The organism is Bilifractor sp. LCP21S3_A7, from assembly GCF_052118825.1.
Taxonomy (GTDB): Bacteria; Bacillota; Clostridia; order Lachnospirales; family Lachnospiraceae; genus Bilifractor.
Map to the genome: position 1 here is coordinate 16718 of NZ_JBQKGL010000005.1, position 24265 is coordinate 40982.

Consider the following 24265-nt stretch of genomic DNA (forward strand, 5'->3'; position numbering starts at 1 on the left):
TCCTCTATCAATCTTTTCTCGGGTCAATGAACTTCACGGCGTCAGCTACGCGGCCGTACTGACCGGAAGCCTTCTCAAATGCGGTATTCGCATCGTCGCCGGCCTTGATGAAGTCCATCATCTTTCCGAAGTTTACGAATTTATATCCAATGATCTCATCATTCTCGTCAAGAGCAAGTTCCTTTACGTAGCCGTCTGTCATCTCAAGATAACGCGGTCCCTTCGCAAGAGTGCTGTACATGGTTCCGACCTGAGAACGATGACCCTTTCCAAGATCTTCAAGACCAGCGCCGATCTGAAGACCATCCTCGGAGAACGCACTCTGGGAACGGCCGTAAGCGATCTGGAGGAAGAGCTCACGCATAGCAGTATTGATAGCGTCGCAGACAAGGTCTGTGTTCAGTGCCTCCAGAACGGTAAGTCCCGGAAGAACCTCTGCTGCCATTGCAGCGGAATGGGTCATACCGGAGCAGCCGATCGTCTCGATCAGAGCTTCCTGGATGATTCCTTCCTTGACGTTCAAAGACAGCTTGCAGGCACCCTGCTGCGGTGCGCACCAGCCTACACCATGTGTAAACCCGGAAATATCTTTAACCTCCTTTGCCTGAACCCATTTAGCTTCTTCAGGAATAGGAGCAGCGCCATGATGTACGCCCTGATGTACAACGCACATATCTTCTACTTCTTGTGAATAAATCATTGTAAAACTCCTTTCAAAAAAGTTTTTCACATAGCCGTTTATATTCTCGCATAAATCGTCCTTTTCGTAAAGGGGATTTCGCCATAAAAAAGAACGATCCCACACGGGTGTTTTATGATTTCCTGCGGCGGCTCTTTTTGTAGAACTGGGAGATGTAATCGTATCGTTTCTGAAGAATCGCCCGGTTGTTTGTCTGCTTGATCTGGTTTGTGCGGTTCGCCACGAAGGTCTCAAGCTTGTTCAGATATTCAGAGGGCTCTATGGTTCCTTCCGCGACATAGGTGAGCCCTTTCTCCCAGGATGCGGTGAGCTCCGGATTCAAAAGAGATCGAATCGAGCAGTATACCACATCATGGATCATTTCTCCGATCTGTGTCGGGGTAATGACCTGAGTCTTCTTATTCAATTCGAGGTATTTATTGTTGAAGAGCTTTTTCAGAATTTCCGCGCGTGTAGCCGAGGTGCCGATGCCGCTTCCCTTGATCTGTTCCCGAAGCTCTTCGTCCTCGATCAGCTGTCCGGCGTTTTCCATCGCCAGTATCATGGAACCGGAGGTATATCTTTTGGGTGGGGAGGTTTCCCCTTCCTTGATCTTATAGCCGCCGACCGGAAGGATACTGCCCTTATGCAGCTGCCTCAATGCTTCGAGGAAGGCCGTGTCGACCTGCTCTTCCGTATTCTCGGACGGAGAGGATTCCCCGGAGCTGTCAGTGGACGCGCCTGTTTTTTTCGCAGTGTTCCGGTACGCCAGCTTCAGGTATCCCTCTTCTGTGAGTACGCTGAAATTGGAAAAGAAATGCTCGGTCTCGATCTGTGTCTCGAGACTGACCTTCTGGTAGACTGCGGGCGGATAGAAAATACTCAGGAATCTCCGGACAATCAGATCATAGACCTTACCGGCGAGCGGGGTCAGATTTTTCAGGTTCTGGAGGCCCTGTCCGGTCGGAATGATCGCATAGTGGTCGGTGATCTGTTTATCGTTGGTGTAGCGGGTTTTCCCGATGCCCTTCCAGGTACCTTTATCCAGGATCTCAGAGGCAAAGGACGCAGCCGGACCGTAATTCCGCAGGCCTCCGATATTCCGGTTGATTTCCTTTGCGATCGCGGTGGACAGAACGCGCGCGTCCGTTCTGGGGTAGGTTACGAGTTTTTTCTCGTAGAGCTCCTGAATGATGTTCAGCGTCTGGTCGGGGCTGATCTTAAAGAACCGGGAGCAGTCGTTCTGAATTTCCGCCAGATTGTACAGGAGGGGCGGGTTTTTCCGGGCGGTTTTCTTCTCCACGCGGACCGCCTTCATTTCCTGCGGATGGATTGAGTCAAGGTATTGAATCAGTTCTTCTGCATCTTCTTTTTTCCGGAAGCCGTTCTCTTTGTAAAGCTTCGGTGACTGAAAGCTGCGGCTGCCTTCAACGGCTTTCCATTCGCCCTCGAATGGCCTGCCCTGCCAGGACAGATCAGCAAGAACACGGAAAAACGGGGTTTTTACAAAATCCCGGATCTCACGCTCTCTGCGAACAACCATGCCCAGTACACAGGTCATGACTCTTCCAACGGCGATGGCGTGATATTTGCCGCCGAGGTAGGAGGAGAGGTCATAGGAATAACGCAGGGAAAGTGCCCGGGAGAAATTGATGCCCATCAGATAATCTTCCTTTGCCCGCAAAAACGCAGCTTCGGACAGATTGTTGTATTCCGATATGTTTTTCGCCTCGCGGATCCCCCTGAGAATTTCTTCCTCTGTCTGCGAGTCGATCCACACTCTCCGCTGGTCCCTGGTTGGGGGAACCTTCGCCATCATGGCGACAAGGCGGTAGATATATTCTCCTTCCCTCCCCGAGTCGGTGCAGACGTAGATGGTTTCAACATCCTCACGATTCAGAAGACCGCTGACAATTTGGAACTGCTTTCGGACGGAGCTGATGACTTCATACTTGAATTGTGCGGGAAGAAAAGGAAGCGTGTCAAAGGACCACTTCTTGTATTTTTCGTCGTATTTGTCCGGATAGGACATGGTCACGAGATGTCCTACACACCAGGTGACGACGCTGTTGTCGGATTCCATATATCCGTCATGGCGGACCGGGTTTTCATGCAGCGCTCTGGCAAATTCCTGCGCGACGCTGGGTTTTTCGGCGATATAGAGTGATTTCGGCAATGAGGGGCCTCACTTTCCTTTATACAGAGATACTGCGCCTGTTGTGGATGGTGATTTCTTTATTTACGTGAACAAGGGTTCTTCTACAAGGACTCTGATTGTCATATGGAAGACGGGACAGACGAGGGCTGGCGGCATAAGGGAAGAACATAGAAAGGGAAAAGGGAAAAAAGATCCTGCCCGGCATTGCCGCGGCAGGATCCCGGTTTTCTGAAAAAGGGTGTCGGTCGGCTCGACGGCTTTCCGACGGCCGGATTTTATTTTGCAGTGATATACCCCTTGTCGACGAGGGTCTCTGCACAGAGGACGGCGCCGCCGGCAGCTCCGCGGAGGGTGTTGTGGGAGAGGCCGACAAACTTCCAGTCAAAGATGCTGTCCTCGCGGAGACGTCCTACACTGATGCCCATTCCATTTTCGAAGTTTACATCCAGACGAACCTGAGGACGGTCATCCTCGGTCATGTAGCGGATGAACTGCTTCGGAGCACTTGGAAGATTGTGTTCCTGCGGATATCCGCGGAAGCTCTCCATTGCTTCGATGAGTTCTTCCTTGGAAGGATTCTTCCGGAAGTTCACAAAAGCGGCAGCGGTGTGGCCGTTCAGTACGGGGACACGAAGACACTGGCTGGTGATCTTCACACCTTCCGCTTTTACGATCTCTCCGTTCTCAATATGACCCCAGATGCGGAGCGGCTCCTGCTCGCTCTTCTCTTCCTCACCGCTGATGAAGGGAATGACATTTCCCTCCATTTCCGGCCAGTCCTTGAAGGTTTTGCCGGCACCGGAAATTGCCTGGTAGGTCGTAACAACGGCCTCGGTCGGCTCGAACTTCATCCACGCGGTAAGAACCGGAGCATAGCTCTGAATGGAGCAGTTGGGCTTTACGGCGATGAATCCGCGGGTGGTGCCAAGCCGCTTTCTCTGATACGGGATTACATCAAAGTGGGAATCATTGATTTCCGGAACGACCATCGGTACGTCCGGTGTCCAGCGGTTTGCGCTGTTATTGGATACGACAGGAGTCTCTGCCTTTGCGTAGAGATCCTCGATTTCGCGGATCTGATCCTTCGGCATATTCAGAGCACAGAACACAAAATCAACGAGAGCGGTGACCTTTTCAACCTCCGTAATGTTCATTACCGTCATGTTCTTTACATATTCCGGCATCGGAGTTTCCATCTTCCAGCGGCCTCCGACAGCCTCCTCATAGGTCTGTCCGGCGCTTCTGGCGCTGGCTGCCACAGCTGTGACTTCAAACCAAGGATGATTTTCCATGAGTGTGACAAAACGCTGACCTACCATTCCGGTGGCACCGAGGATGCCGACTCTTAATTTTCTGTCCATTGTTCAATCTCCTTACATTTGATCTTTCATTGTTTTCACGTATTCTATTCCTTTTTTTCCGGTAATGCAACCGGTATCCCGCAAAAAGTTGATTTTATCAGGCGGAGAGGTACTTCCGGTTCCGTTCGATCTCCGCACGGATGGCTTCGGGTCCGGGGGCACCGGTAGTGTTTCTGCGCTCCACGCAGGTTTTCATGCTGATGGCTTCGTAGATGTCGCTATCGATGACCGGAGAATATCTGCGGAACTCTTCGAGTGGAAGATCATCCAGGGAGCAGCCTCTGTCCAGGCAGTCGAGGACAAGACGGCCGGTGATTCCATGTGCGTCGCGGAACGGAATTCCCTTGCGGACCAGATAATCCGCGACATCGGTGGCGTTGGTGAAGCCGTGCTTTGCGGACTGCTCCATAATGTCTTTTCGGAATTTCATGGTGTCAAGCATGCCGGTGAAGAGGACCACGCAGCCCTTTACGGTGTCGATGGCATCAAAGGTGAGCTCCTTATCCTCCTGCATGTCCTTATTGTAGGCAAGAGGCAGGCCCTTCATGCTTGTCAGCATCTGCATCAGCGCGCCGTAGACACGTCCGGTTTTACCCCTTACGAGCTCGGCGATGTCGGGGTTCTTCTTCTGGGGCATGATTGAGCTTCCGGTACTGTATGCGTCATCGATTTCCACAAAACGGTATTCGTTTGAGTTCCAGATGCAAACCTCTTCACTGAAACGGGACAGATGCATCTGAATGGTGGAAAGGGCGGAAAGGAGCTCGATGATATAGTCGCGGTCTGATACGGAATCCATGCTGTTGGCGGTGGGCTCGTCAAAGTCAAGCAGCTGGGCGGTGTACGCACGGTCAAGCGGGTAGGTGGTGCCGGCGAGGGCACCTGCTCCGAGCGGGCATGTGTTCATTCTTCTGCGGATATCGGCGAGGCGGCTTCTGTCGCGGCGGAACATTTCGAAATATGCGCCGAAGTGATGTGCGAGAGTAACCGGCTGCGCTTTCTGCAGATGGGTGAAGCCGGGCATATAGGTTTCTGTGTTCTCCTCCATGATCCGCTCGATCACAAGAAGAAGCTTCTTCAGGATCGGATCAAGCTCGTCAATTTCGTCCCGCACATAAAGCTTCATATCCAGAGCAACCTGGTCGTTCCGGCTTCTTCCGGTGTGGAGTTTTTTGCCCACATCGCCGATCCGGTCGATGAGATTCGCCTCGACAAAGCTGTGGATATCTTCATACTCGTCGGTAATGCTGAGAGTGCCGTTCTCGACATCCCTCAGGATGCCGTTCAGTCCGTCGATGATCTGATCCCTCTCCTGTTCAGTGAGGATTCCCTGCTTAGCAAGCATCCGCACATGTGCAAGGCTGCCGCGGATGTCCTGCCGGTAGAATTTCTGATCAAAGCTGATTGACGCGTTAAAGTTGTATACGAGTTTGTCGGTTTCTTTGGTGAACCGTCCGCCCCAGAGCTGTGCCATAGTGAATGCTCCCTTTCTGATACTGAAAAGATTTGATATTGAAAAACAAGATCATCGGGTTGCTGACGTTGAAAAAGGCCGTCGGGTTGCTGACGCTGAAAAACGAGATCGTCGGATTGCTGAGATCTGAGATCAAGGCACCCGGCGGATGACGATAAAAACAATATCTTCTGCTATACTCTGCCTTCCCTTTCCGCCTGCCTTCTGGAATAGACGCAGCCGCAGTAGTTCTGGCGGTAGAGATGATATTCTCTGGAAAGTTCGGTGGAGCGGCGGAATCCGTTCTTTTTCTTAAAGTCGGAAACCAGATAGGGAACGCCGTACTCTTCTCCGAGCCGAATGCCGATCTCATTGAGCTTCTGCGCGTCCTTCAGCGGACTGATCGACAGAGAGGTGGTGAAATAATCCATATGCAGGCGGAGAGCTTCCTGTGCCGCCTCACGCAGACGCATTTCAAAGCATGCAAAGCAGCGTTCCCCGCCTTCGGGGATATCTTCTTTTCCCTTGGCCATCTCATAGAAACGGTCAGGGTCGTAGATACCTTCCTCGAATTCCACGGGATGCGGCAGAGGCATCTCACGGATCAGGCGCTGCATTTCGCTGACACGTTTCCGGTACTCATCCGCCGGAGCTATATTCGGATTGTAGTAGAAGTCTGTGATAAAAAAATACGGTGACAGGTATTCCAGCACATAGCTGCTGCAGGGGGCACAGCAGCTGTGAAGCAGAAGCCGCGGCGTACGGCCTTCCGCTTCCAGCTCTGCCAGAATCTTTTCCATTTCTTTCTGATAGTTGATTTTCTGATTCATGTTTTCTGACCGATGATTCCGCTGATCCGGGTGGATGCCGGAAGGATTCCTGTAGTGCTTTAATAATATCAGAGGAATCAGAGACTTGTGTGTTTCTCCTTCGGGTTGAACCCCGCCTCTTCAAGTGCCTTGAGGATCTGATTCTTGTGGTCGGTTCCGAAGGCCTCCATGGTAATCCGGAGTTCAACCGCTGCGTTGCGGTTAGTGCTGTAGAACTGATTGTGCTCCAGCTTGATGACATTGCCCCGATTCTGAGCGATGACGGTGGACACCCGTACAAGCTCTCCCGGACGGTCCGGCAGAAGGACAGAGACGGTGAAGATTCTGTCTCGCGCGATCAGACCGTTCTGAACGACGGAGGACATGGTGATGACATCCATGTTGCCGCCGCTCATGACTGCTACGACGCGCTTATTTTCCGGTTTCAGATGCTTGAGGGCTGCTACCGTGAGAAGACCGGAGTTTTCAACAATCATCTTGTGATTTTCCACCATGTCGAGGAATGCCACCACGAGCTCCTCATCCGGAATGGTGATGATTTCATCGATGTTCTTCTGGATATATGGGAAAATCTTTTCGCCGGGACGTTTTACGGCAGTGCCGTCCGCAATTGTGTTCACACTCGGGAGCTCGGTGACCTTGCCGTTTTTCAGGGATACCTGCATGCAGTTCGCACCTGCCGGTTCCACACCGATGACGTGGATCTTCGGATTCAGAAGCTTGGCGAGGGTAGAAACGCCGGTCGCGAGACCGCCTCCTCCGATGGGTACCAGGATGGTATCGACAACTGGGAGCTCCTTGATGATTTCCATGGCGATGGTGCCCTGGCCGGTCGCGACGGTCAGATCATCAAAGGGATGGATGAAGGTGTAGCCGTTTTCCGCAGCGAGCTGAAGAGCCTTCTTGCAGGCATCGTCATAGACATCTCCGTAGAGAACAACCTCCGCGCCGTAGCTCTTTGTCCGCTCTACCTTGATCAGGGGTGTCGTTGTCGGCATGACAATGACAGCCTTGCAGCCGTAGGCTTTTGCGGCGTACGCGACTCCCTGTGCGTGGTTGCCCGCGGATGCCGTGATGAGACCCTTCTGACGGTCCTCCTCACTCATCGTGCTGATCTTATAATAGGCACCGCGAATCTTGTAGGCGCCGGTTACCTGCATGTTCTCCGGCTTCAGATAGCAGCGGTTTCCGGTCTGATTGGTGAAGTATTCGCTGTATACCAGCTTGGTGTCGGAGGTAACCCTCTTTACAATTTCGGAGGCTTCTTCAAAGGCGTTCAGTGTAAGCATCTCTTTCTCACTCATCTTGGTTTTTCCTTTCTGCAGTGCGGAATCTGTCATTGTGCTTTTCAGGGAGGAGGATCCGCGTCAGGATACGCGCCTCTGTCCTTGCTGCTGTTGTCATTGTGCGTTTTCAGGATTGGATTCGAAGAGCGCGTTTACATACGAATCCGGATCGAACTTCTGCAGGTCGTCAAGCTGCTCTCCAACTCCTATATATTTAACCGGGATCTGAAGCTCGGACTGCACGGCGACAGCGATGCCGCCCTTCGCGGTGCCATCGAGTTTGGTGATTACAAGACCTGTGATGTGTGCGACCTCGGCGAAGCTTTTGGCCTGAAGAATGGCATTCTGGCCGGTGGTTCCGTCAAGAACCAGCAGGGTCTCCAGATATGCCTCCGGGTATGAATTGGCGAGAATTTTATAAATCTTCTGAAGCTCGTTCATGAGATTCTTCTTATTATGGAGACGTCCCGCCGTGTCGATCAGCAGAACATCAGCCTTACGGGCTTTCGCCGCGGCGACTGCATCATATACGACGGAGGCGGGATCTGCGCCTTCCTGACCGGTGATGATATCCACCTTCGCGCGGTCCGCCCAGGTCTCCAGCTGCGGAATTGCTGCCGCGCGGAAGGTATCCGCCGCTGCGATGATGACCTTTCTGCCCTGATGATGGAGCTTGGCGGCAAGCTTGCCGACGGTTGTTGTCTTGCCGACGCCGTTGACCCCGACGACGAGGATGACGGACTTTCGGTTTTCAAATTCATAGGCGTTTTCTTCCACCTTCATCTGCTGGCGAAAACAGTCAACCATGTATTTCTTGCAGTCTGCCGGCTTTTTGAGATCGAGATCCGACACGATTTCCTTCAGATTGTCGATAACGGTCTCGGTGGTTTCAATTCCCATGTCACTGGCGACGAGGGCTTCCTCCAGACATTCATAGAACTCGTCGTCGATCTCGGAGCATCCGAAGGCCTCGTCCAGATTTTCGTTTATGCTGTCACGGGTTTTGGACAGTCCCTTAAACAGCCGGCTGAAAAAACCTGCCATATTTTTTCTCCTTTAAAATCATGAAGCAGCTGCTGCAGAAACGTAATGCGGCCGCTGTAGAAACAGAATACAGCTGCGATAGAGCCGGGAAGCAGCTGCTTTTCATCGCAATGCTGCTGTCAGTTGTCGAGCTGCTCGCGGATAAGGTCAACGGAGACAAGGACCGATACGCCCTTTTCCTGCATGGTGATTCCGTACAGGCGGTCGGCCGCCGCCATGGTTCCGCGTCTGTGAGTAATAATAATAAACTGCGTATTTTTTGTCAACTTGTGCAGATACGCGGCGAAGCGGCCTACGTTGTTATCGTCGAGGGCAGCTTCGATTTCGTCCAGCAGACAGAAGGGCGACGGCTTCAGGTTCTGAATCGCGAAGAGAAGCGCGATTGCGGTGAGAGCTTTCTCGCCTCCCGACAGCTGCATCATGTTCTGGAGCTTTTTCCCCGGCGGCTGTGACGTAATGGTTATGCCGGATTCCAGAATATTCTCCTCATCGGTCAGCTCCAGGGTTCCCTTGCCGCCGCCGAAGAGCTGCTGAAATACCTTGTTGAATTCCACCCGGATCTGTTCGAAACGCTCCTTGAACTGCTTGCGCATGCCTTCATCGAGCTGTCGGATGATTCCCTTCAGATCGTCGGAGGCTTTGATCAGGTCATCGTGCTGGCTCTGGAGGAAATCGTGGCGTTCCTTCAGTTCACGGTATTCCTCTATGGCGTTTACGTTTACGGTTCCGAGTGCTTTGATCTCGGATTTCAGCTGAGTGATCTGTCTGCGGAGCGGAGTACGGTCGGGCATTTCGTCGAAATGGACAGCCTCGGCCTGATCGGGTGTGATCTGATATTCCTCGTACAGATAGTTGATCTGGTTTTCCTTCTGCTCGCGAAGCTTTTCAATCTGGGAATCGAGACGAAAGATCTCCTGATCCATCTCTGTCTTCTCTGTGGAGAGGCGGTCGCGTTTTTCGAAAAATTCACGGTGATTTCTGGTGAGCTCCTCTTTTCTGGTCTGAAGAGACTCGCCGTATTCGCGGGCGTCTGAGATTGTCCCGGTCAGCTCGTCTATTTTGTTCTGAATCGCCGTGATCATTGATTCTTTGCTGTCGGTGTCGCTCTCACCGTCGTCAATGGAGTGAAGAAGAGTTTCCCGCTCCTCGTCGAGACGGCGGATTTCGGATTCTGTAGTGCGGAGTTTTTCTTCGAGGAAGGCAGCCTGCTGGCGGATGTTGGAACATGTGAGCCGCGCCTGATCCCTCTCGGCAATAGCATTCTGCTGCTTCTGACGCAGCGCCTGTGATTCATCTGTGATCTGCCGGAGCTTATCCTCCAGATTCTCCTCTTCCTTCTGAGAGCTTTCCAGTTCGCCGCCGATCAGGGAGCGCTTTTCGCGGATCTCGGCGATCTGGCCGTTGATCTCGTCGCGCTCTGCCGTCAGGCGGCCAAAATCTGCGCTCAGAGAATCACTCTTTTCCTTTGCGCCGTCGCGGTTTACGCGGGCAGTGTTCTGACGGATCAGAAGCTTCTGGAGGGCATCCTGCTCTTCCGCGAGGCGGCTTCGCAGGTCATTTCTCTGAGCGCGCTGTCCCTCGATTTTTTTCTGAAGCTCCTGCATTTCCTTTTTCAGGGACTGGACGCTGCTCTCGAGCTCCTTGATCTGTCTTCTTCGGCCGAGGAGATTGCTGTTGTACTTAAAAGAACCTCCGGTCATGGAGCCTCCCGGGCTGAGCAGTTCACCTTCGAGTGTGACCATCCGGACGGACTGACGGTGACGCCGGCTCACGGCGATCGCATGGTCGATGGTATCAACAACGACGGTTTTGCCAAGGAGACGGCGGATTACGCTCTGATAGATTTTATCGCAGGAGACGAGCGTGTCGGCGACGCCGAGGACTCCATCCTCCCGAAGAACCGACTGGATATTCTGTGAGAGGGGGGTGTCGTCTCTCATGGCAGTCAGAGGAAGGAAGGTGGCTCTTCCAAAGTGACCGCGTTTCAGGTATTCAATCAGGTATTTCGCAGTGCTCTCGTTGTCGGTCACAATATTTTGTAGAGCACCGCCAAGTGCGGTTTCAATGGCAGTCTCGTATTTTTTGTCGGTCTTGATCAGATCCGCTACGACGCCGTGAATGCCGGGATTGCTGTCTTTCTGTTCCATCACGCGCTTGATGCTGTTGCCGTATCCCTCGTACCGCTCGGCAATGTTCCGGAGAGATTCGAGACGGGAAGCCTCTCTGTGATAGGCGGTCTGACCGGTTTCCAGCTGATGGTTCTCCTCATCGAGCAGATGCTTGAGTGCGATGATCTGCTTTTCCTTTTCCGCTTCCGATTTGCGGTATTTTTCGACCTCGGAGCTGACTGCGGAAAATTCTTCCTCATATTTTCTGAGGTTTTCCTTTTCCCGGGATTCGTTTTCCTTCATCTGCAGGATGCGGGAGGAAAGCTCGGATTTTCGTATCTCGATCTGCTCAAGCATTGTGTCGTAACGCTGAAGGCGTTCCCGGATCGTAGTCCGGTTGTTCAGGAGCGCGATGGTATCGCTGCGGCTCTGTTCTGCGGCGGAATTTTTTCCGGCGATCTCCGCCTCAATTTCCGATGCGTCGCGCTCCCGGGCATCCCTTTCTTTTTCAGCTTCTGTCAGCTTTTCTGTCAGTTTCTGCTGTTCCTGCCGCTGCTCGTCCGCATTGCGGATCCGGGAAGCCTTGTCTTCCTCTATGGTATCAAGCCGGTCATGGAGAAGCTTCCGGTTGGTCTCTGCCGCGCGGATCTGCTCGCGGAGAACGTTGATCTGCCCTTCGTGCTGCTGCTTTTCGAGCGCGGCTGCCTGCAGGCTGTCTCTGGAAGTGCTGATGCTTGCTTCGAGGTCTTCCAGCTCTTTCTCGACCCGCTGATATTCGAGCCTTGTCTCTTCAAACCGGACATTGAGATCGGCAAGATGCTCTTCCGCGATCTGCTTATTCTGATTCAGATCCCGAAGCTGCTCCTCGGTCCTTCCCTCATCAATCTGGAACAATTGAATGTCCAGGGTTCTGAGGCTGTCACGCTTTCTGAGATATTCCTCGGCCTTCCCGGACTGCTTCTCCAGAGGACCGATCTGACGGGTGACCTCACTGAGAATGTCATTGACGCGGACAAGATTCGCCTCCTCATCCTCCAGCTTTTTCAGAGCGGTTGCTTTTCTTCGCTTGAATTTTACAATGCCTGCCGCTTCATCGAAGAGCTCTCGGCGTTCCTCCGGTTTGCCGCTGAGGATCTTCTCGACCTGTCCCTGTCCGATAATGGAATATCCTTCTTTTCCGATTCCCGTGTCATAGAAAAGCTCGTTGATGTCGCGGAGCCTGCAGCTCCTTCCGTTGAGCTGATACTCGCTTTCGCCGGAGCGATAAAGCTTTCTCATGACCGTCACTTCGTCTGCGTCAAAATTGAGCTTCCGGTCGGCGTTATCCAGCGTGATGGCGACCATGGCGAATCCGACAGGCTTCCGGTTTTCCGTTCCGGCGAAAATAACGTCCTGCATATTGCCGCCGCGCAGAGACTTGGCGCTCTGTTCTCCGAGAACCCAGCGGACCGCATCGCCGACATTGCTTTTACCGGACCCGTTCGGTCCGACAATTCCGGTGACACCATTATGAAATTCCAGCCTTGTTCTGAGCGCAAAGGATTTGAAGCCCTGCATTTCGATTGATTTTAGATACATGGATTTGTTCTTTCCTTCTGTGATCCGTTCTGCGTGCCTGCCGCAATATCAGCCGGTGAAAAACGCATAATTGCCTGATATGCTGCCTGCTGCTCCGCCGCTTTTTTGGAATGACCGTCTCCCTGACCCAGAAGCTTTGCCCCGAGCCATACCTGTGCGGTGAACTTCTTGTTGTGATCCGGCCCGCTTTCTCCGGTGATCTCATAGCGGATCGGTTCTTCTGAAACAGCCTGAATCATTTCCTGGAGGTGTGTCTTCGAGTCGTGAAACAGCTGCTTGTGCTCCACGTCGTCCATCACGAAGCGGAGAATAAATGCCTTCGCCCGTTCAAAGCCTCCATCCTTGAAAATTGCGCCGATGACCGACTCAAGGGCGTCAGAGACCACGGAGTCTCTTTTCCTTCCTCCCGTCGCGTCCTCTCCTTTTCCTAGCAGCAGATAGTTTTCAAGCCCGAACTGGCGCGCGTCATAGGCGAGTGTCGGTTCACAGACGAGACTCGCCCGCAGTTTTGTAAGCTGCCCTTCCGGAAGCTGTGGGTAATGATCGTAAAGGTATTCACTTGATACCAGCTCGAGGACCGCGTCTCCGAGGAATTCCAGCCTCTCGTTACAGCCCTCATGCCCGAGGTTATGCTCATTCGCATAAGAACTGTGACGAAGTGCCAGTTCGAGCCAGCTGACGTCTGTAAAAGTATAACCGATTTTCTGCTGCAGTTCCGACAGCGTTTCTTCCATATTGTATTTTTTCCTTTCTGCACTGCTGCGTCGAAGCGATAAGGATGCTGTCGTCTGCGCGGAGCTGACAGGACGGGGGAAAAAACACTGTCTGTCAGGGCGTTACGCGGCCGGTAACACAAAGACTGCTGACGGTTACAGGACGCAGTTAACCGGGAGCAGTCTTCTTATACGCTTGCTGGATACATATTGCGGGAGTGCGAAGCACGAGCCATTCGCAGTTTATACAGTGTGCGATGCCCCGCCTGTGGAGCGCGGCGGTTTGCTGGTTTTATTCCGGATCAGCTTCACAAGGTCTCCAGCTGTTTTGATATTTAGAAATTCGTCTTCGGTGATCTCTATTTCGAATTTTTCATCGGTAAGCGCGGCGATCTGAAACAGATCCAGGGAGTCGGCACCGAGATCCTCTGCAAAGGTGGTGCTCATTGTGATCTCTCTCGGATCAACGTGCAGGATCTCCACGATGATTTGTTGAAGCAGTTGAAATTCCATTCGTCAGCCTCACTGCGGATCTTCTGCGGCAGAGACAGCAGCGTCCGAACGCCCGCTCTCTTTTGCGGCGGATTCCTTTGCAAGAAATTCCTGAATCTTCCCGTTTACATCCTCTTCCTTGAACTGGATGCACTGGAGAACGGTGTTTTTGAATTCGACAGCTTTTGAACTGCCATGCGTCTTGACGATAAGGCCCTTCAGACCGAGCAGTGGCGCGCCGCCGTACGCGGTTGCGTCGAATTTCTTCAGGGTGGACTTCAGAGCCGGTTTGATCAGAAGTCCGCCGATCTTGCTTCGTGGGGAGGAATAAATCGCGCTCTTAATCTCGTGAAGCAGAGTGCTCGCGACGCCCTCGTACATTTTCAGAATGACATTGCCGACGAAGGCTTCGGTCACATAGACATCCGCAACGCCTTTTGTGATATCTCTTGCTTCAACGTTTCCGATGAAGTTGATGTCTTTGCATTCCCTGAGTAGAGGGAAGGTCTCCTTGCAGAGCGCATTCCCTTTTTCCTCCTCGGCGCCGATGTTCACAAGCCCGACGCGGGGGTTCTGGATTCCAAGGACGCTCTTCATGTAGATGGATCCGATGACGGCAAACTGTACCAGGTGAGCCGGTCTGGCATCTACGCTGGCACCGCAGTCGATCAGAAGCGATACGCCATTTGCGGTCGGAAGGAGGGGAGCAAGAGGCGCGCGGTGAATTCCACGGATCTTTTTGACGATTGCCTGGCCGCCGACAAGGACGGCTCCGGTGCTTCCGGAGGATACAAAGGCATCTGCTTCGCCCTTGTGAACGAGATTCAGCCCAACCACAAGGGAAGAATTCTTTTTGGTCTGAATGGCTTTCACGGGCGGCTCTCCGGTTTCAATGACTTCGGGAGCGTCCACCACCTTCACACGGCTTTCCTCATAGGTATACCTGGAAAGCTCCGAGCGGATGCGGGCCTCCGGACCGGTCAGTATGAGCTCGATTCTGCTGTCCTCCTGAAGCGCATCCAAAGCCCCCTTCACGGGCTCCTCCGGAGCATAATCACCGCCCATGGCATCTACAACTACTCTGACTTTTTCATTCATAATTTCTTCACTTCCATTATATAAAATATGAGCTGAGCAGTTTTCACAGCTGTTCATTATTCTGCGGCAGCTTCCCGAGACGGGGGAGCAGCAATCGGTCTGTCCCGCCGGAACAGTACAATGTTACTGGGCGGAGGAAGACTGCACCGCGTCGTTTGCGGATGCGCTGCTGTTCGAGGATGAGCTTTCAGAAGCATTTTCTCCGAACTGTGTCACATCGACATAATCGCCGGTGTCCGGATCCACCGCGAATCCGCTGTCATTGAAGGTGTAAGTGACGCCATCGATCTCCATCGAGGTATTGCTGGGATAGGATCCGTCGTCGTGGTTCAGATACTGATAGCCGCCGTTGTCCGCATTCCGCTGCCAGTACATATTCGCCCAGACGGTGACGCTGTGGGTGGAACTGGTGGTCTCGTTGACCTGTCCCTTCACAGTATTGATCGCGACCACATAGTAATAGGTGGTCCCTCCTTCTGAAGTATCGGGTGTATAGTCTGCAGAGGTCGCTCCGGGGATCTTCGTTCCGCCGCCATTTGAATCTACGTTGTTAGAGTACCATTGATAGGTAATCTTGCCTCCGTCAGAAGCGGATGCTTTGGCAGAGAGAGTTGTTTTTCCGTTTACCGCTACATCGGTTGAGCCGGAAAGATCACTTTTAAAAGCCGGTGCCGCTACATCTGTATTGAAGGAAAGCGCCTGAACCGGCGTGCCCTCTTCACTGGAAGCCGAGACAACCGTTTCTTTCCCGGTGTCTGTGACGGTGCCGACCAGACGGTTCATGCCGCCTGAGAACGAGCATCCTGCAAGAAGCATCGCCGTGCTTATTCCGGCAGCAAGTATTCCTGAAATTTTAAGAGCCTTCATACTGTATTCCCCTTTTGATTGCGCAACTCTTACCGGAAGAAATTCGTGAGCCGGCTCGCCGGCTGCAGTGGTGCCTGTATCCGATAAAAAGTTACAGGTTTGTTACAATCTCATAGTTATTCAAAATTATATCACGCGATTCAGGTGACTGTCAATGTCACGCAAAATGCGCCTGCCGGCGCTATCACGCAAAACGCGCCTGTGGGCGTCGGACCCGTTACCTGAAGCAAAAATGAGACAACGAGATAAAACACGCTGCGCGAGTTTTATCTCGCTATCGCGACGCTCGCGGCGCACGAATACTTCGCATTCGGCTGCGGCTCACTGTTCGCGTAAAAAAAGGACTGCCACTTTCGTGACAGTCCGGATTGTTCACATATTGGATGCAGAAGTTTATGCCTCTTCTACGTTGATAACCTGTTTCTTGTTATAGGTTCCGCAGTTCTTGCATACTCTGTGAGGCATCATAAGTGCTCCGCATTTGCTGCACTTAACAAGGTTCGGAGCGGACATTTTCCAGTTTGCTCTTCTCTTGTCTCTATGTGACTTGGATGATTTATTTTTTGGACAGATGGACATTATAACACCTCCTCATACTTCCTGAATTCAAAATAAACCGCTGATTTTCTCAATCGCACTTTAAGAATTATACACAGGAGGTATGGGTTTGTCAAGAAAAATTAGTTGTCTCCGCCGAGGAACCTAAATTGCAAGTATTATTGCGAAAGTATATTGTACTTATTTAGATACAATATTTAGCGTATACCCTGAGCATAGTCAGCATCATATGGAGTGCCTGCCAAACGAACTTCTCGATATATGGCAGCACTCGTAGTACCGATGATCTGGGCGATGTAGTCGATCCGCTGACCATCGGTAAGCATCTTCTGAATTTTGAGCCGATCTGTATACGTGATGTAGTGCTTTTTCTTCTGCGGAACTTTCACGTCCGGAAACTTCTCATCGATCTCTCTAAGAAGTTCATCATCGATATCATTTTCATACATTAAATGCACACCTTCCTTCATATATAAAAAGCCACCTGTTGAGCCTGCAAAGTTAATCTCGTTCTCCGTTCATTATGATTACAGATAAGTCTACGAAAGAAGTCATAATAATCATAAAATTTGAGGAGCTGGCACCAGAAGTCTTAACCCTGTCCGTAAAAGCTCAAAAGGTAGCTTCTCTATAAAAATATACTACACCAAATTGGTGTAGATATCTGTACATTTTTTGTATTTCTCAAAAATGGTACGAAAAAAAGACCAACCATAAGTTGGCTAAGTGGACGTATGATACTCGGAACGTTAAATGGCTAACAGTTCGGCCACTTTTTCCGTATTCAGATCATCGATCTGATATAATTCTCGCAGAAACAAATCATCCGCTGATTTTCCGTGGAAGATCCGCCGAGGATAATGATTGATCCAGTTTTTTGCTTCCTGGATATCACTTTCACTATACTGATCGATATCCGCTCCCTTCGGAACTTTCCGGCGAACCATTTTATTTATATTTTCATTTGTTCCCCGCTCCCAGGAATGATAGGCATGACAATAGTAAAGGTCTGTTCGTTTGCCATCCGAGATTTTTGATGTTTCCAGGCCTTTGACATCAGAAAATTCGACACCATTATCCATAGTGATCGTTTTGAAAAGTTTGGAAAAACATTCTCCTAAATGCTCTTCCAGCCAGTCGATCCGCGCTACAACACTTGCAGCTCCTTGGTCTGGCATTTTGTATACAAGTTCTTTTCTGGTTTTCCGCTCGGAAAGGACCAGAAGGCAGCTCGTGGACACATTCTTTTTACCTTTCACAGTATCCATCTCCCAATGACCAAATTCTTCTCTCGAATCAATCTCATCCGGTCTTTGATCGATGGAACGGCCTGCGGAGCGACGTTTCTGAACCGGATGTACCTTTTTTACCTCCCTGGTCCGATGGCCTTTCACCGGGAGATCCTTATTGGAAATGTTCAAAAAGAGATCCCGGTCAATATAGTTATAGAGCGTTCGGACACAAATTGTCGTTTCGAACGTTTCCCCACAGGTTTTGGACGCATAGAGTGCTGCTTCCGGACTGTAGCCCTTCTCCGAGATCATTTTTTCGAGAAATTCTGCGTACTTATGATCGTGTCCAATTTTAAGCTGCTTGCCACGATTTTCGTTTAAAGTATCATGTTTTAACTGCCCCAGATCGGTAGAATACTTCGTACATTCGGTGAGATCAGAGTTGGTATGGGTATAGAATCCCCGTTTCAGCTCCCGGTAAATGGTACTTATATGGAATCCCAGATAGTTCGCTATCTCCTTCACAGGTGTTCCATTGTTATAGAGTGCCTCCAGTTGAAGCCTGTCACTCCGATTTAGTGTCCGAAATTTTCTCTGTTTCTCCATCGCTGTGTGGACCTTCTTCGTCAATTCGCTTGATCTTTTCCTCAACAGATTGGTAAAGGAATTCGTTTACGGAAAGTCCTAGTTTTTTCGCATATGCCTGAAGCCGTTCCCGCTCACCATTGTGGACACGGAACATCACACTTTCGTAATGCTCTTTAATATATATCTCCTTCTTTTCCTCTCTGGCAGTTTTTTTCCGAGAATTATTTCTTTCCATAAGTTTTACCAATCCTTTTTACGACGAATTATACCACAGGTGTGTACTGATATCAACCCACCGAAGAAACATTCAAAGGACTGAGAGCGAGATAAGTTCTAATTTTATTCTCGTCTGCTTCCAGAAGAAATTTTAACTCAGCTTCCGACCGCCCATCAATCATGGCAGCTCTCAAGAGCTTTTTCCGCTTTTCAGATAGCTGATCCTTCTTACTCTCCAATAATTCGGTAAAAGAATCATTAGAAGAAGAATCCTTTGCTTCTTTCTTCGGCTTCTTATCCTTTTTCTGTGCTTCCGCTTTGGATGCTTTTCGACTTTCCTGGATGAGAGGCTCCTGTTCCGGAAGATCTTTGGGAAAATCTTGAGAAAAGGCTTTGACGGCAGTCTTGGCTGCACGATCCAGAGCATCTTCTTTACTGAAATCCATTCGAAGAAAATCATCCACGGAAATCGAATAGGGATGTGTCTCCTTAGGAACCGTATCCAAAATCTCAAGTGGTTCCGTATTTTCTTTCCCGGTGATGGTATGCTGCACACCGTCCGGATCCGTACAGATTTGAACAAAATGCACATATCCATGATATTTTTTATTCTCAGAATTCAGTCGGAGAGCTTCATAATAATGGGATTCCGGGCTGACAAAAGGCTTTCCCTTTTCTTGTGCCTTTTCCTTCATACGCTCTATTTTTTTATCAGAGAACTTTGGGTCTTCCCAGGGCATCCGTTTCCGGTCGTAAATCGGGTCCTCTTCCTCCAGGAAGACAATCGCATCTGAAAGTGGCATCTTTCCGACCTGCTGCTGCGTTAATAAAGACACACCAACACGGTCATGGCTGGAAGAGATATTCATACCATTTTTACTGTCCGAAGCCTTGTCTGCGGTCATTTGTCCGATCATTTCGGAGATCCATTTCTGCGTATCATCGGCAGCTCGTCCGGCTCCAAGAAAGATCAAGGTAGATATATTATCAAAGATAGTCTTTGCCTTGCTGTCACCGAACAGATCTTCCAGCTGTGCTTTGGACTGTAGAACCGGAATCAAGCTGATATTGTTAGACCGGGTGATACCGAAAAGTCCGGTCACATCATATGGCCTGGCACCCTTATAGAATTCGTCCATCCACAGTTCCAAAGGAATCGGAAGTGCCCCGCCCGTTTCCCGGAAAGCGTTATCGGCAATCCGGCAGTTTATCATAATCGCCTGCGTATAAAGCATCGAAGCTACAAAATGATAGTTATCATTATTTTTAGGCACACAAATAAAGAGGGCGACCTTTTTATCCGTCAGATGCTTGTCATAAGTCCCATCGGGACGTTTTGTAATGGACCCGCCAACACCAGTAGCAAAATCCCGGAGATTCATTTCATCTTTCCCGGAAAAGATCCGTTTCAGAGAAGGAGTCTCCAGATATTTGAGCTTGGAATTTGCGATGATCTTAATGGATCGAACTGTTTCTTCTGCACCTTCTTTTACTTTTCGATAGTATCTGACCGCCGGATTGTTCTCGCCTTCCTTATTCTTTGGATTCTTGGCTAATTCATTCATCCTCGCCTGCAATTTGGATATCGGGCGTTCTCCTGGCTTCAAGGGCCGACCAATATCGACAGGCTGACTTTCTTCGGTGATTAACTCCATGACATTATTGATGGAAGGATCTCTTGGCTCGCTCCCTCCGAAGCGGGCATCCCACCACTCATAGAAGAATACAGACATTAACCAAAATTTTGTACCTTCCGGCCAGAACGGGTCTTGTTCGGTCGCTTGCTCCGGCGTTAAGGAATCGTAGAGTGCTGTGATGAGATACAACAGATCGTCCTCATTTTCTACATAGGAAAAAGGATTATACCGATCCGACTGGTCCGGATTCTCCAAATCCAAAATGCGTACATCGTAGCCATGTGCCTTGAGCCATAGGCCATATTTGAATTTCAGCTCTCCTTTCACATCCATGATGATCAGATTGCTTGATCCATGAAGGATATTCGGAGTTACAACAGAGGTTGTTTTCATGGAACCGGAAGCTCCTAAGATGATCATGTTGTTATTCGATGGTTTTCCATCCCCTTGCGTGTCAATCGAAAGATTCCGGGTCAGATATCGGTTCCATCGATCATCTGGGTTAGCTCTTCGCTTGGTTACTTCATACGGATCCGCCCAATCAGCCACACCATATTCCTTTCCTGTTTGGTAATTCCGAAAATTGTAAGAGATATAGTAGACAAGGAAGATCCAAGCGATCAGACCAACGCCAAGACAGGGAATGGTTTTCTCATTGTAATAGGTCCAAAGCTTCCAACTATGTTCTTTCAGTCCAAGCTGGAGGTATTCGGAGAAATTCATGATATTGGCCTGCGGATACAGAAAAATCACAGAAAAAACATAACATGCCAGAAAGATCGCTCCGCCTAGGATCACATAAATCCAAGGAGAGATCGTATGCTTTGTAAGAGGCTGAAAGGTCTCTTTTTTTCGATTGCTCGACAAATTATCTCCTCCTTACATCACTGGTGCTGCTTTTGGTACTTCCTGGATAATGGACTGCAGTTTCTCCGGTTTGATCGGGATGAAGGCATCCTGGTTCTCTTTATTAAAATGTTTGTAAAGATCCTGGCCGCTTTTATAGATATCCCTCTTAATTCCGTCTTTCGTTAATACTGCCGGAGATTCGTTCTTCGGCATAAAAACGATATACCGATTAGTCAGGCTGTCCTTAAAGACCTGCTCAGGAGGAACCGCAAGAATCTGCTCTTCCTGTCCCCAGGTTCCAGGAATCCGACAGCAGAACAGATCCGGTGAACCGGATTTCACCTTGGAAAGAACCGGATCTTTCGGATTATTCGTAAGGGAATCATACACAGACAAAGGAACATAATCATCATTGTTAAAGAACTCTCCACAAGCAAAACTTTCCGCATCCTCCGGTTCCCGGCCCATACCATTGATCAGATCTTCTGCCGGAGAAGCTGCATGAGGACCTTCAAAAGATCGGATAGCCTCATCAATCTCCGGACTGTCTTTTCTGGCTTTCTGCATCACTTCGTCCGTCGTTAGCGAAGACGTTTTGAAGTAACTTTCCAAAGGAACGGATTTCATCTGACCATAATCTTTTTTCTCGGTTTCAAGCAATGCAGCCCGGAGCTGAGAATATAGCGAATTCGCCATCGTAAGCTGATCATTCGGAATCACCAGATGCCGGATGCCATCATCGAGATTATTGTCCGGAGCAATGGCATAATCAATCTTTTGCCGATCCAAAATCTCACAGAATTTGTCCAGGATCTCTTCGTGGATCGGTGCAAGACTGGCTTTCCCATCCGTTAGTGCTCGAATGGCATCCATACGATGCTGTCCACCAGACATCTGATTATTAATGTAGTTTTGAAAAAATGGCATGAATTTATTTGTATCTGCCTTGTCGATCGCAATCGTAACCACAGGACGATTCTCGGACTTACAACCTGGCATCACGCAGAAGTGAATACCCTGTTCTTGTAAAGAATCCTTCAATTCTCGGAGCTTATCTTCGAGGCTTATAGTATCTAGATTCGAGATGGAATCCCATAGATTAGAAAGGATCTGCTCTCTTCCTTGTTTTGGGCTTTCCTTTGCTTTTTTTATGAGATCATCGATCTTATCAATATTTTCGCCCTGCAGGTTGTCACGGAAATCTTTAAAGTCCTTGCCAAGCTGATCCATCTTCTTCTGAAAGTCCTCTTCGCTAAGGCTTGGATTCATGGCAGAGTCCGCTGCAGATAAAAGACTATCCTTTTCCTGTTGTGTGATTCCTCTCATATCGACAGGAATCGCCATGTTCGTGAAATTTCCCTTGGTAAGTTTCATAAATGCTTTGAAGTCTTCGAAATCAGACTTCGACAAGACACCTTTCTCTAACAAACGCATCATGAATTGAAGCAATTTTATAATTTGCTTACCTCCGTAATAAGTCATTTTTAAAGACAATGCTGCTGCCTGGGCACTTCGTTCGATGTCGAAGTACATATCTCTGGTTTCTTCAGACATAATTTAATTCCTCCTTGTTAAATTCTTAATCCTGCAGTCGGCTTATAATATTCGGACTGCTCTTGGTATTCTTCCTTTTCTTGGTATTCTTCCTTTTCTTGGTATTCTTTCTTTTCGTCTTCTTCTTTCTCTGTTTCTTTTGTGTCAGATTTTGACACATTTTTTTCGTCTGATTTTTTTCCTTCCTTTATGTTTTGGTAGCCTTCCAATATGGATTCTTCCAGTTCCGGATGTTCGTTCAGTCTGTCGCAGTAGTCGAACGCCGTACTGGAATCTTGAAATGTTACAAGGGAACCGTCCTGGGAGGTTACAAATTCTTGCTTTTCCGAATCATACAAGCAATAGACAGGCTCCTGGCTCTCCTCTGTCTGCCGAACTTCATAACGGCTGTCGGAAAGATGAGCAATCCGAAGCAAAAGATCATTTCTCCATCCAGAGAGAGACTGAATTGTACCATCGATCCGGTCGAGCTGTTTTGTTAATTCGATTCGTTCTGGCGTAGGGATCTTTTTTCCGACAAGCATCGAAGAAAGGTCAAGTTTTAAAGCATTCGCCAGGCTCTGCATGGATGCAAATCCTAATGATCTCTGCTGCTTCCCCTCCTCTAATTCAGATACAACCTCAGAATCCAAAATTCCGGCGGAATCGGCAAGTCCCTGGATACTTAGACCCAGCTCCTGCCTTCTTTCCCGAACAACCTGCCCACAGGCAGACCAGTTGATATGTTCCAATGGAATTGTATGTTCCATACCATTTTTCTCCTTTCTCTTAAAAAGATTTGAAATTCTTTGCAAACACAGAATCATAGCCATAGTCAATGACAGGCTCTGGCATTTTCGTAGCATTAAGCCTTCTTTGAACGTACTCCCTGCCTGTCTCCAGAGCATCCGTATCCCTGTCGTAGTGCAGAATTTCCCGGTCCGGCAGAACCCGATGAACGGAGCAGACCGCACTCACTTTCTGCATTTGTTCCGTGAGCCGATTTACAGTTTCCATGCTGCAAGGATTCGTGCTTCCCTCCATGAAAAATTGCACATCCATGTTGTTGACCGGAAGGATCCATAGATTATGATGAAGTTTTTCCGATACTCTTTTTAGAAATCCCGGTAGTGCAATACTTCCGGCAGCAACATAGGGATCTTCTCTGGCCTCGAGGAAATAGATATCTCCGTCATTGACACTTCCATCTAGTGATTTCTGGGCAAATGGAATCACTTCCGGCTTTGTGACAGAGATTGTATTCTGTTCCGCAGTTTTCCATGCTTCTTCCACGGGAATTTTGAAGTAATCCAAATATTCATACGGGACGTATGAAAAGCGTCGGACATTCTCAATCTCATCGAATACGTTATAGCCGATCGCTACGATAATATCTGCCCCATCTACAAGCCTTTTGTGCGGGATGCCAGAAAGCGAATCCATCGATTCTTTCGGAATCAGGGAAAGATAGAAACTGTCCAATAAAGCATACTTAGACGGGATATGCAAAGATCCGTCTTTTTTGCGATGGATTCCGTGACACTCGGTTAACTCCATTTCCATCAGCCGAACTTGGACCGAAAAAAACGTAACCAGATTTTTCTCGGCCTTCAGAGCATCCCGATCAAGATTCATTTTTTTGATCTCCGGTTCCGTATTAAAGGTCCGAACTTCTTCCGAACCTGGAATGGACAAAGATACTTTTAAATTTCTTGGCCCATCCCTCTTGGAAACCACCGTACAATCCAATCCCTGCTCTTTCAGCCGGATCGGAAGATAGTATTCCAGGATACTATTCGCTCGTTCGTAGATATCACCTTCCAGCATCGACATAATTAACCCCTTTCTAACGCCACACGGGTACAAAAAAACCGAAACAGGTTCTATCCCTGTTCCGGTTCCTTTTCTATTTTACAAAATAACACAGGTTTACTGCACTTTTGTGCAGTCTTTTGAGATTTTTTTATTTTTAATGGTAGAAAAAG

At 49.5% G+C, this 24265-nt stretch carries 20 protein-coding genes; all 20 read right to left on the reverse strand.

The annotated features are described in order from the left end of the window. Positions 1-7: 7 nt before the first annotated feature. Positions 8-700 carry an iron-sulfur cluster assembly scaffold protein gene (locus ACTQ1O_RS05705; RefSeq protein ID WP_441100399.1) on the reverse strand — a complete coding sequence of 231 codons (693 nt, stop codon included), beginning with the start codon at positions 698-700 and terminating at the stop codon, positions 8-10. 112 nt (positions 701-812) lie between these two features. Continuing rightward, a complete protein-coding gene (locus ACTQ1O_RS05710; protein WP_441486478.1) occupies positions 813-2855 on the reverse strand; it encodes a DNA topoisomerase in 2043 nt (680 codons plus the stop codon). A gap of 257 nt (positions 2856-3112) precedes the next feature. Further along, positions 3113-4198 carry an aspartate-semialdehyde dehydrogenase gene (gene asd, locus ACTQ1O_RS05715; RefSeq protein WP_441486479.1) on the reverse strand — a complete coding sequence of 362 codons (1086 nt, stop codon included), beginning with the start codon at positions 4196-4198 and terminating at the stop codon, positions 3113-3115. Between the two features lie 97 nt (positions 4199-4295). Then, positions 4296-5672 (reverse strand): argininosuccinate lyase, encoded by a 1377-nt coding sequence (argH, locus tag ACTQ1O_RS05720; protein ID WP_441486480.1) that lies wholly within the window; start codon positions 5670-5672, stop codon positions 4296-4298. 173 nt (positions 5673-5845) lie between these two features. Next, the gene (locus ACTQ1O_RS05725) at positions 5846-6481 is read right to left on the reverse strand and encodes an epoxyqueuosine reductase QueH (RefSeq protein WP_441486481.1); all 636 of its coding nucleotides are present in this window, start codon (positions 6479-6481) and stop codon (positions 5846-5848) included. A 77-nt stretch (positions 6482-6558) separates the two neighbouring features. Continuing rightward, positions 6559-7770 (reverse strand): threonine ammonia-lyase, encoded by a 1212-nt coding sequence (ilvA, locus tag ACTQ1O_RS05730; protein WP_441475187.1) that lies wholly within the window; start codon positions 7768-7770, stop codon positions 6559-6561. A gap of 111 nt (positions 7771-7881) precedes the next feature. Further along, positions 7882-8811 (reverse strand): signal recognition particle-docking protein FtsY, encoded by a 930-nt coding sequence (ftsY, locus tag ACTQ1O_RS05735; RefSeq protein ID WP_441486482.1) that lies wholly within the window; start codon positions 8809-8811, stop codon positions 7882-7884. Positions 8812-8930: 119 nt separating this feature from the next. Continuing rightward, a complete protein-coding gene (smc, locus tag ACTQ1O_RS05740; RefSeq protein ID WP_441486483.1) occupies positions 8931-12497 on the reverse strand; it encodes a chromosome segregation protein SMC in 3567 nt (1188 codons plus the stop codon). Next, the gene (gene rnc, locus ACTQ1O_RS05745; protein WP_441486484.1) at positions 12488-13231 is read right to left on the reverse strand and encodes a ribonuclease III; all 744 of its coding nucleotides are present in this window, start codon (positions 13229-13231) and stop codon (positions 12488-12490) included. The genes smc and rnc overlap by 10 nt, the downstream gene beginning before the upstream one ends. Before the next feature lie 222 nt (positions 13232-13453). Then, complete coding sequence (locus ACTQ1O_RS05750; protein ID WP_441486485.1) at positions 13454-13723, reverse strand: acyl carrier protein; 270 nt, start codon at positions 13721-13723, stop codon at positions 13454-13456. A gap of 9 nt (positions 13724-13732) precedes the next feature. After that, a complete protein-coding gene (gene plsX / locus ACTQ1O_RS05755) occupies positions 13733-14800 on the reverse strand; it encodes a phosphate acyltransferase PlsX (RefSeq protein ID WP_441486486.1) in 1068 nt (355 codons plus the stop codon). 123 nt (positions 14801-14923) lie between these two features. Next, positions 14924-15667, reverse strand: coding sequence for a hypothetical protein (locus ACTQ1O_RS05760; RefSeq protein WP_441486487.1), 744 nt, complete (start codon positions 15665-15667; stop codon positions 14924-14926). Between the two features lie 393 nt (positions 15668-16060). Beyond that, a complete protein-coding gene (gene rpmF, locus ACTQ1O_RS05765; protein WP_441100412.1) occupies positions 16061-16246 on the reverse strand; it encodes a 50S ribosomal protein L32 in 186 nt (61 codons plus the stop codon). Positions 16247-16422: 176 nt separating this feature from the next. Continuing rightward, positions 16423-16674 carry a helix-turn-helix domain-containing protein gene (locus ACTQ1O_RS05770; protein WP_441486488.1) on the reverse strand — a complete coding sequence of 84 codons (252 nt, stop codon included), beginning with the start codon at positions 16672-16674 and terminating at the stop codon, positions 16423-16425. Positions 16675-16974: 300 nt separating this feature from the next. Continuing rightward, complete coding sequence (locus ACTQ1O_RS05775) at positions 16975-18063, reverse strand: IS30 family transposase (RefSeq protein WP_441486489.1); 1089 nt, start codon at positions 18061-18063, stop codon at positions 16975-16977. Then, a complete protein-coding gene (locus tag ACTQ1O_RS05780) occupies positions 18023-18280 on the reverse strand; it encodes a hypothetical protein (protein ID WP_441486490.1) in 258 nt (85 codons plus the stop codon). The genes ACTQ1O_RS05775 and ACTQ1O_RS05780 overlap by 41 nt, the downstream gene beginning before the upstream one ends. A 52-nt stretch (positions 18281-18332) precedes the next feature. Then, entirely contained in the window at positions 18333-20765 is a 2433-nt protein-coding gene (locus ACTQ1O_RS05785) for a VirD4-like conjugal transfer protein, CD1115 family (RefSeq protein ID WP_441486491.1), read from the reverse strand. 12 nt (positions 20766-20777) lie between these two features. Further along, entirely contained in the window at positions 20778-22301 is a 1524-nt protein-coding gene (locus ACTQ1O_RS05790; protein WP_441486492.1) for a hypothetical protein, read from the reverse strand. 17 nt (positions 22302-22318) lie between these two features. Continuing rightward, on the reverse strand, positions 22319-23188 hold the full coding sequence (locus ACTQ1O_RS05795; protein ID WP_441486493.1) for a helix-turn-helix domain-containing protein: 870 nt from the start codon (positions 23186-23188) through the stop codon (positions 22319-22321). Continuing rightward, a complete protein-coding gene (locus ACTQ1O_RS05800) occupies positions 23070-23915 on the reverse strand; it encodes a hypothetical protein (RefSeq protein WP_441486494.1) in 846 nt (281 codons plus the stop codon). The genes ACTQ1O_RS05795 and ACTQ1O_RS05800 overlap by 119 nt, the downstream gene beginning before the upstream one ends. Between the last annotated feature and the right edge of the window lie 350 nt (positions 23916-24265).

What these genes read in the sequence shown, in the direction of transcription:
- asd (WP_441486479.1), bottom strand. Translation starts at nt 4,198, where the DNA reads ATGGACAGAAAATTAAGAGTCGGCATCCTCGGTGCCACCGGAATGGTA.
- ACTQ1O_RS05705 (WP_441100399.1), bottom strand. Translation starts at nt 700, where the DNA reads ATGATTTATTCACAAGAAGTAGAAGATATGTGCGTTGTACATCAGGGC.
- plsX (WP_441486486.1), bottom strand. Translation starts at nt 14,800, where the DNA reads ATGAATGAAAAAGTCAGAGTAGTTGTAGATGCCATGGGCGGTGATTAT.
- ACTQ1O_RS05760 (WP_441486487.1), bottom strand. Translation starts at nt 15,667, where the DNA reads ATGAAGGCTCTTAAAATTTCAGGAATACTTGCTGCCGGAATAAGCACG.
- ACTQ1O_RS05770 (WP_441486488.1), bottom strand. Translation starts at nt 16,674, where the DNA reads ATGTATGAAAATGATATCGATGATGAACTTCTTAGAGAGATCGATGAG.
- ACTQ1O_RS05750 (WP_441486485.1), bottom strand. Translation starts at nt 13,723, where the DNA reads ATGGAATTTCAACTGCTTCAACAAATCATCGTGGAGATCCTGCACGTT.
- ilvA (WP_441475187.1), bottom strand. Translation starts at nt 7,770, where the DNA reads ATGCTTACACTGAACGCCTTTGAAGAAGCCTCCGAAATTGTAAAGAGG.
- rpmF (WP_441100412.1), bottom strand. Translation starts at nt 16,246, where the DNA reads ATGTCCATCTGTCCAAAAAATAAATCATCCAAGTCACATAGAGACAAG.
- smc (WP_441486483.1), bottom strand. Translation starts at nt 12,497, where the DNA reads ATGTATCTAAAATCAATCGAAATGCAGGGCTTCAAATCCTTTGCGCTC.
- ACTQ1O_RS05790 (WP_441486492.1), bottom strand. Translation starts at nt 22,301, where the DNA reads ATGTCTGAAGAAACCAGAGATATGTACTTCGACATCGAACGAAGTGCC.
- ftsY (WP_441486482.1), bottom strand. Translation starts at nt 8,811, where the DNA reads ATGGCAGGTTTTTTCAGCCGGCTGTTTAAGGGACTGTCCAAAACCCGT.
- rnc (WP_441486484.1), bottom strand. Translation starts at nt 13,231, where the DNA reads ATGGAAGAAACGCTGTCGGAACTGCAGCAGAAAATCGGTTATACTTTT.
- ACTQ1O_RS05780 (WP_441486490.1), bottom strand. Translation starts at nt 18,280, where the DNA reads ATGGAAAGAAATAATTCTCGGAAAAAAACTGCCAGAGAGGAAAAGAAG.
- ACTQ1O_RS05795 (WP_441486493.1), bottom strand. Translation starts at nt 23,188, where the DNA reads ATGCTCTGGAGACAGGCAGGGAGTACGTTCAAAGAAGGCTTAATGCTA.
- ACTQ1O_RS05800 (WP_441486494.1), bottom strand. Translation starts at nt 23,915, where the DNA reads ATGAATCTTGATCGGGATGCTCTGAAGGCCGAGAAAAATCTGGTTACG.
- ACTQ1O_RS05775 (WP_441486489.1), bottom strand. Translation starts at nt 18,063, where the DNA reads ATGGAGAAACAGAGAAAATTTCGGACACTAAATCGGAGTGACAGGCTT.
- ACTQ1O_RS05725 (WP_441486481.1), bottom strand. Translation starts at nt 6,481, where the DNA reads ATGAATCAGAAAATCAACTATCAGAAAGAAATGGAAAAGATTCTGGCA.
- argH (WP_441486480.1), bottom strand. Translation starts at nt 5,672, where the DNA reads ATGGCACAGCTCTGGGGCGGACGGTTCACCAAAGAAACCGACAAACTC.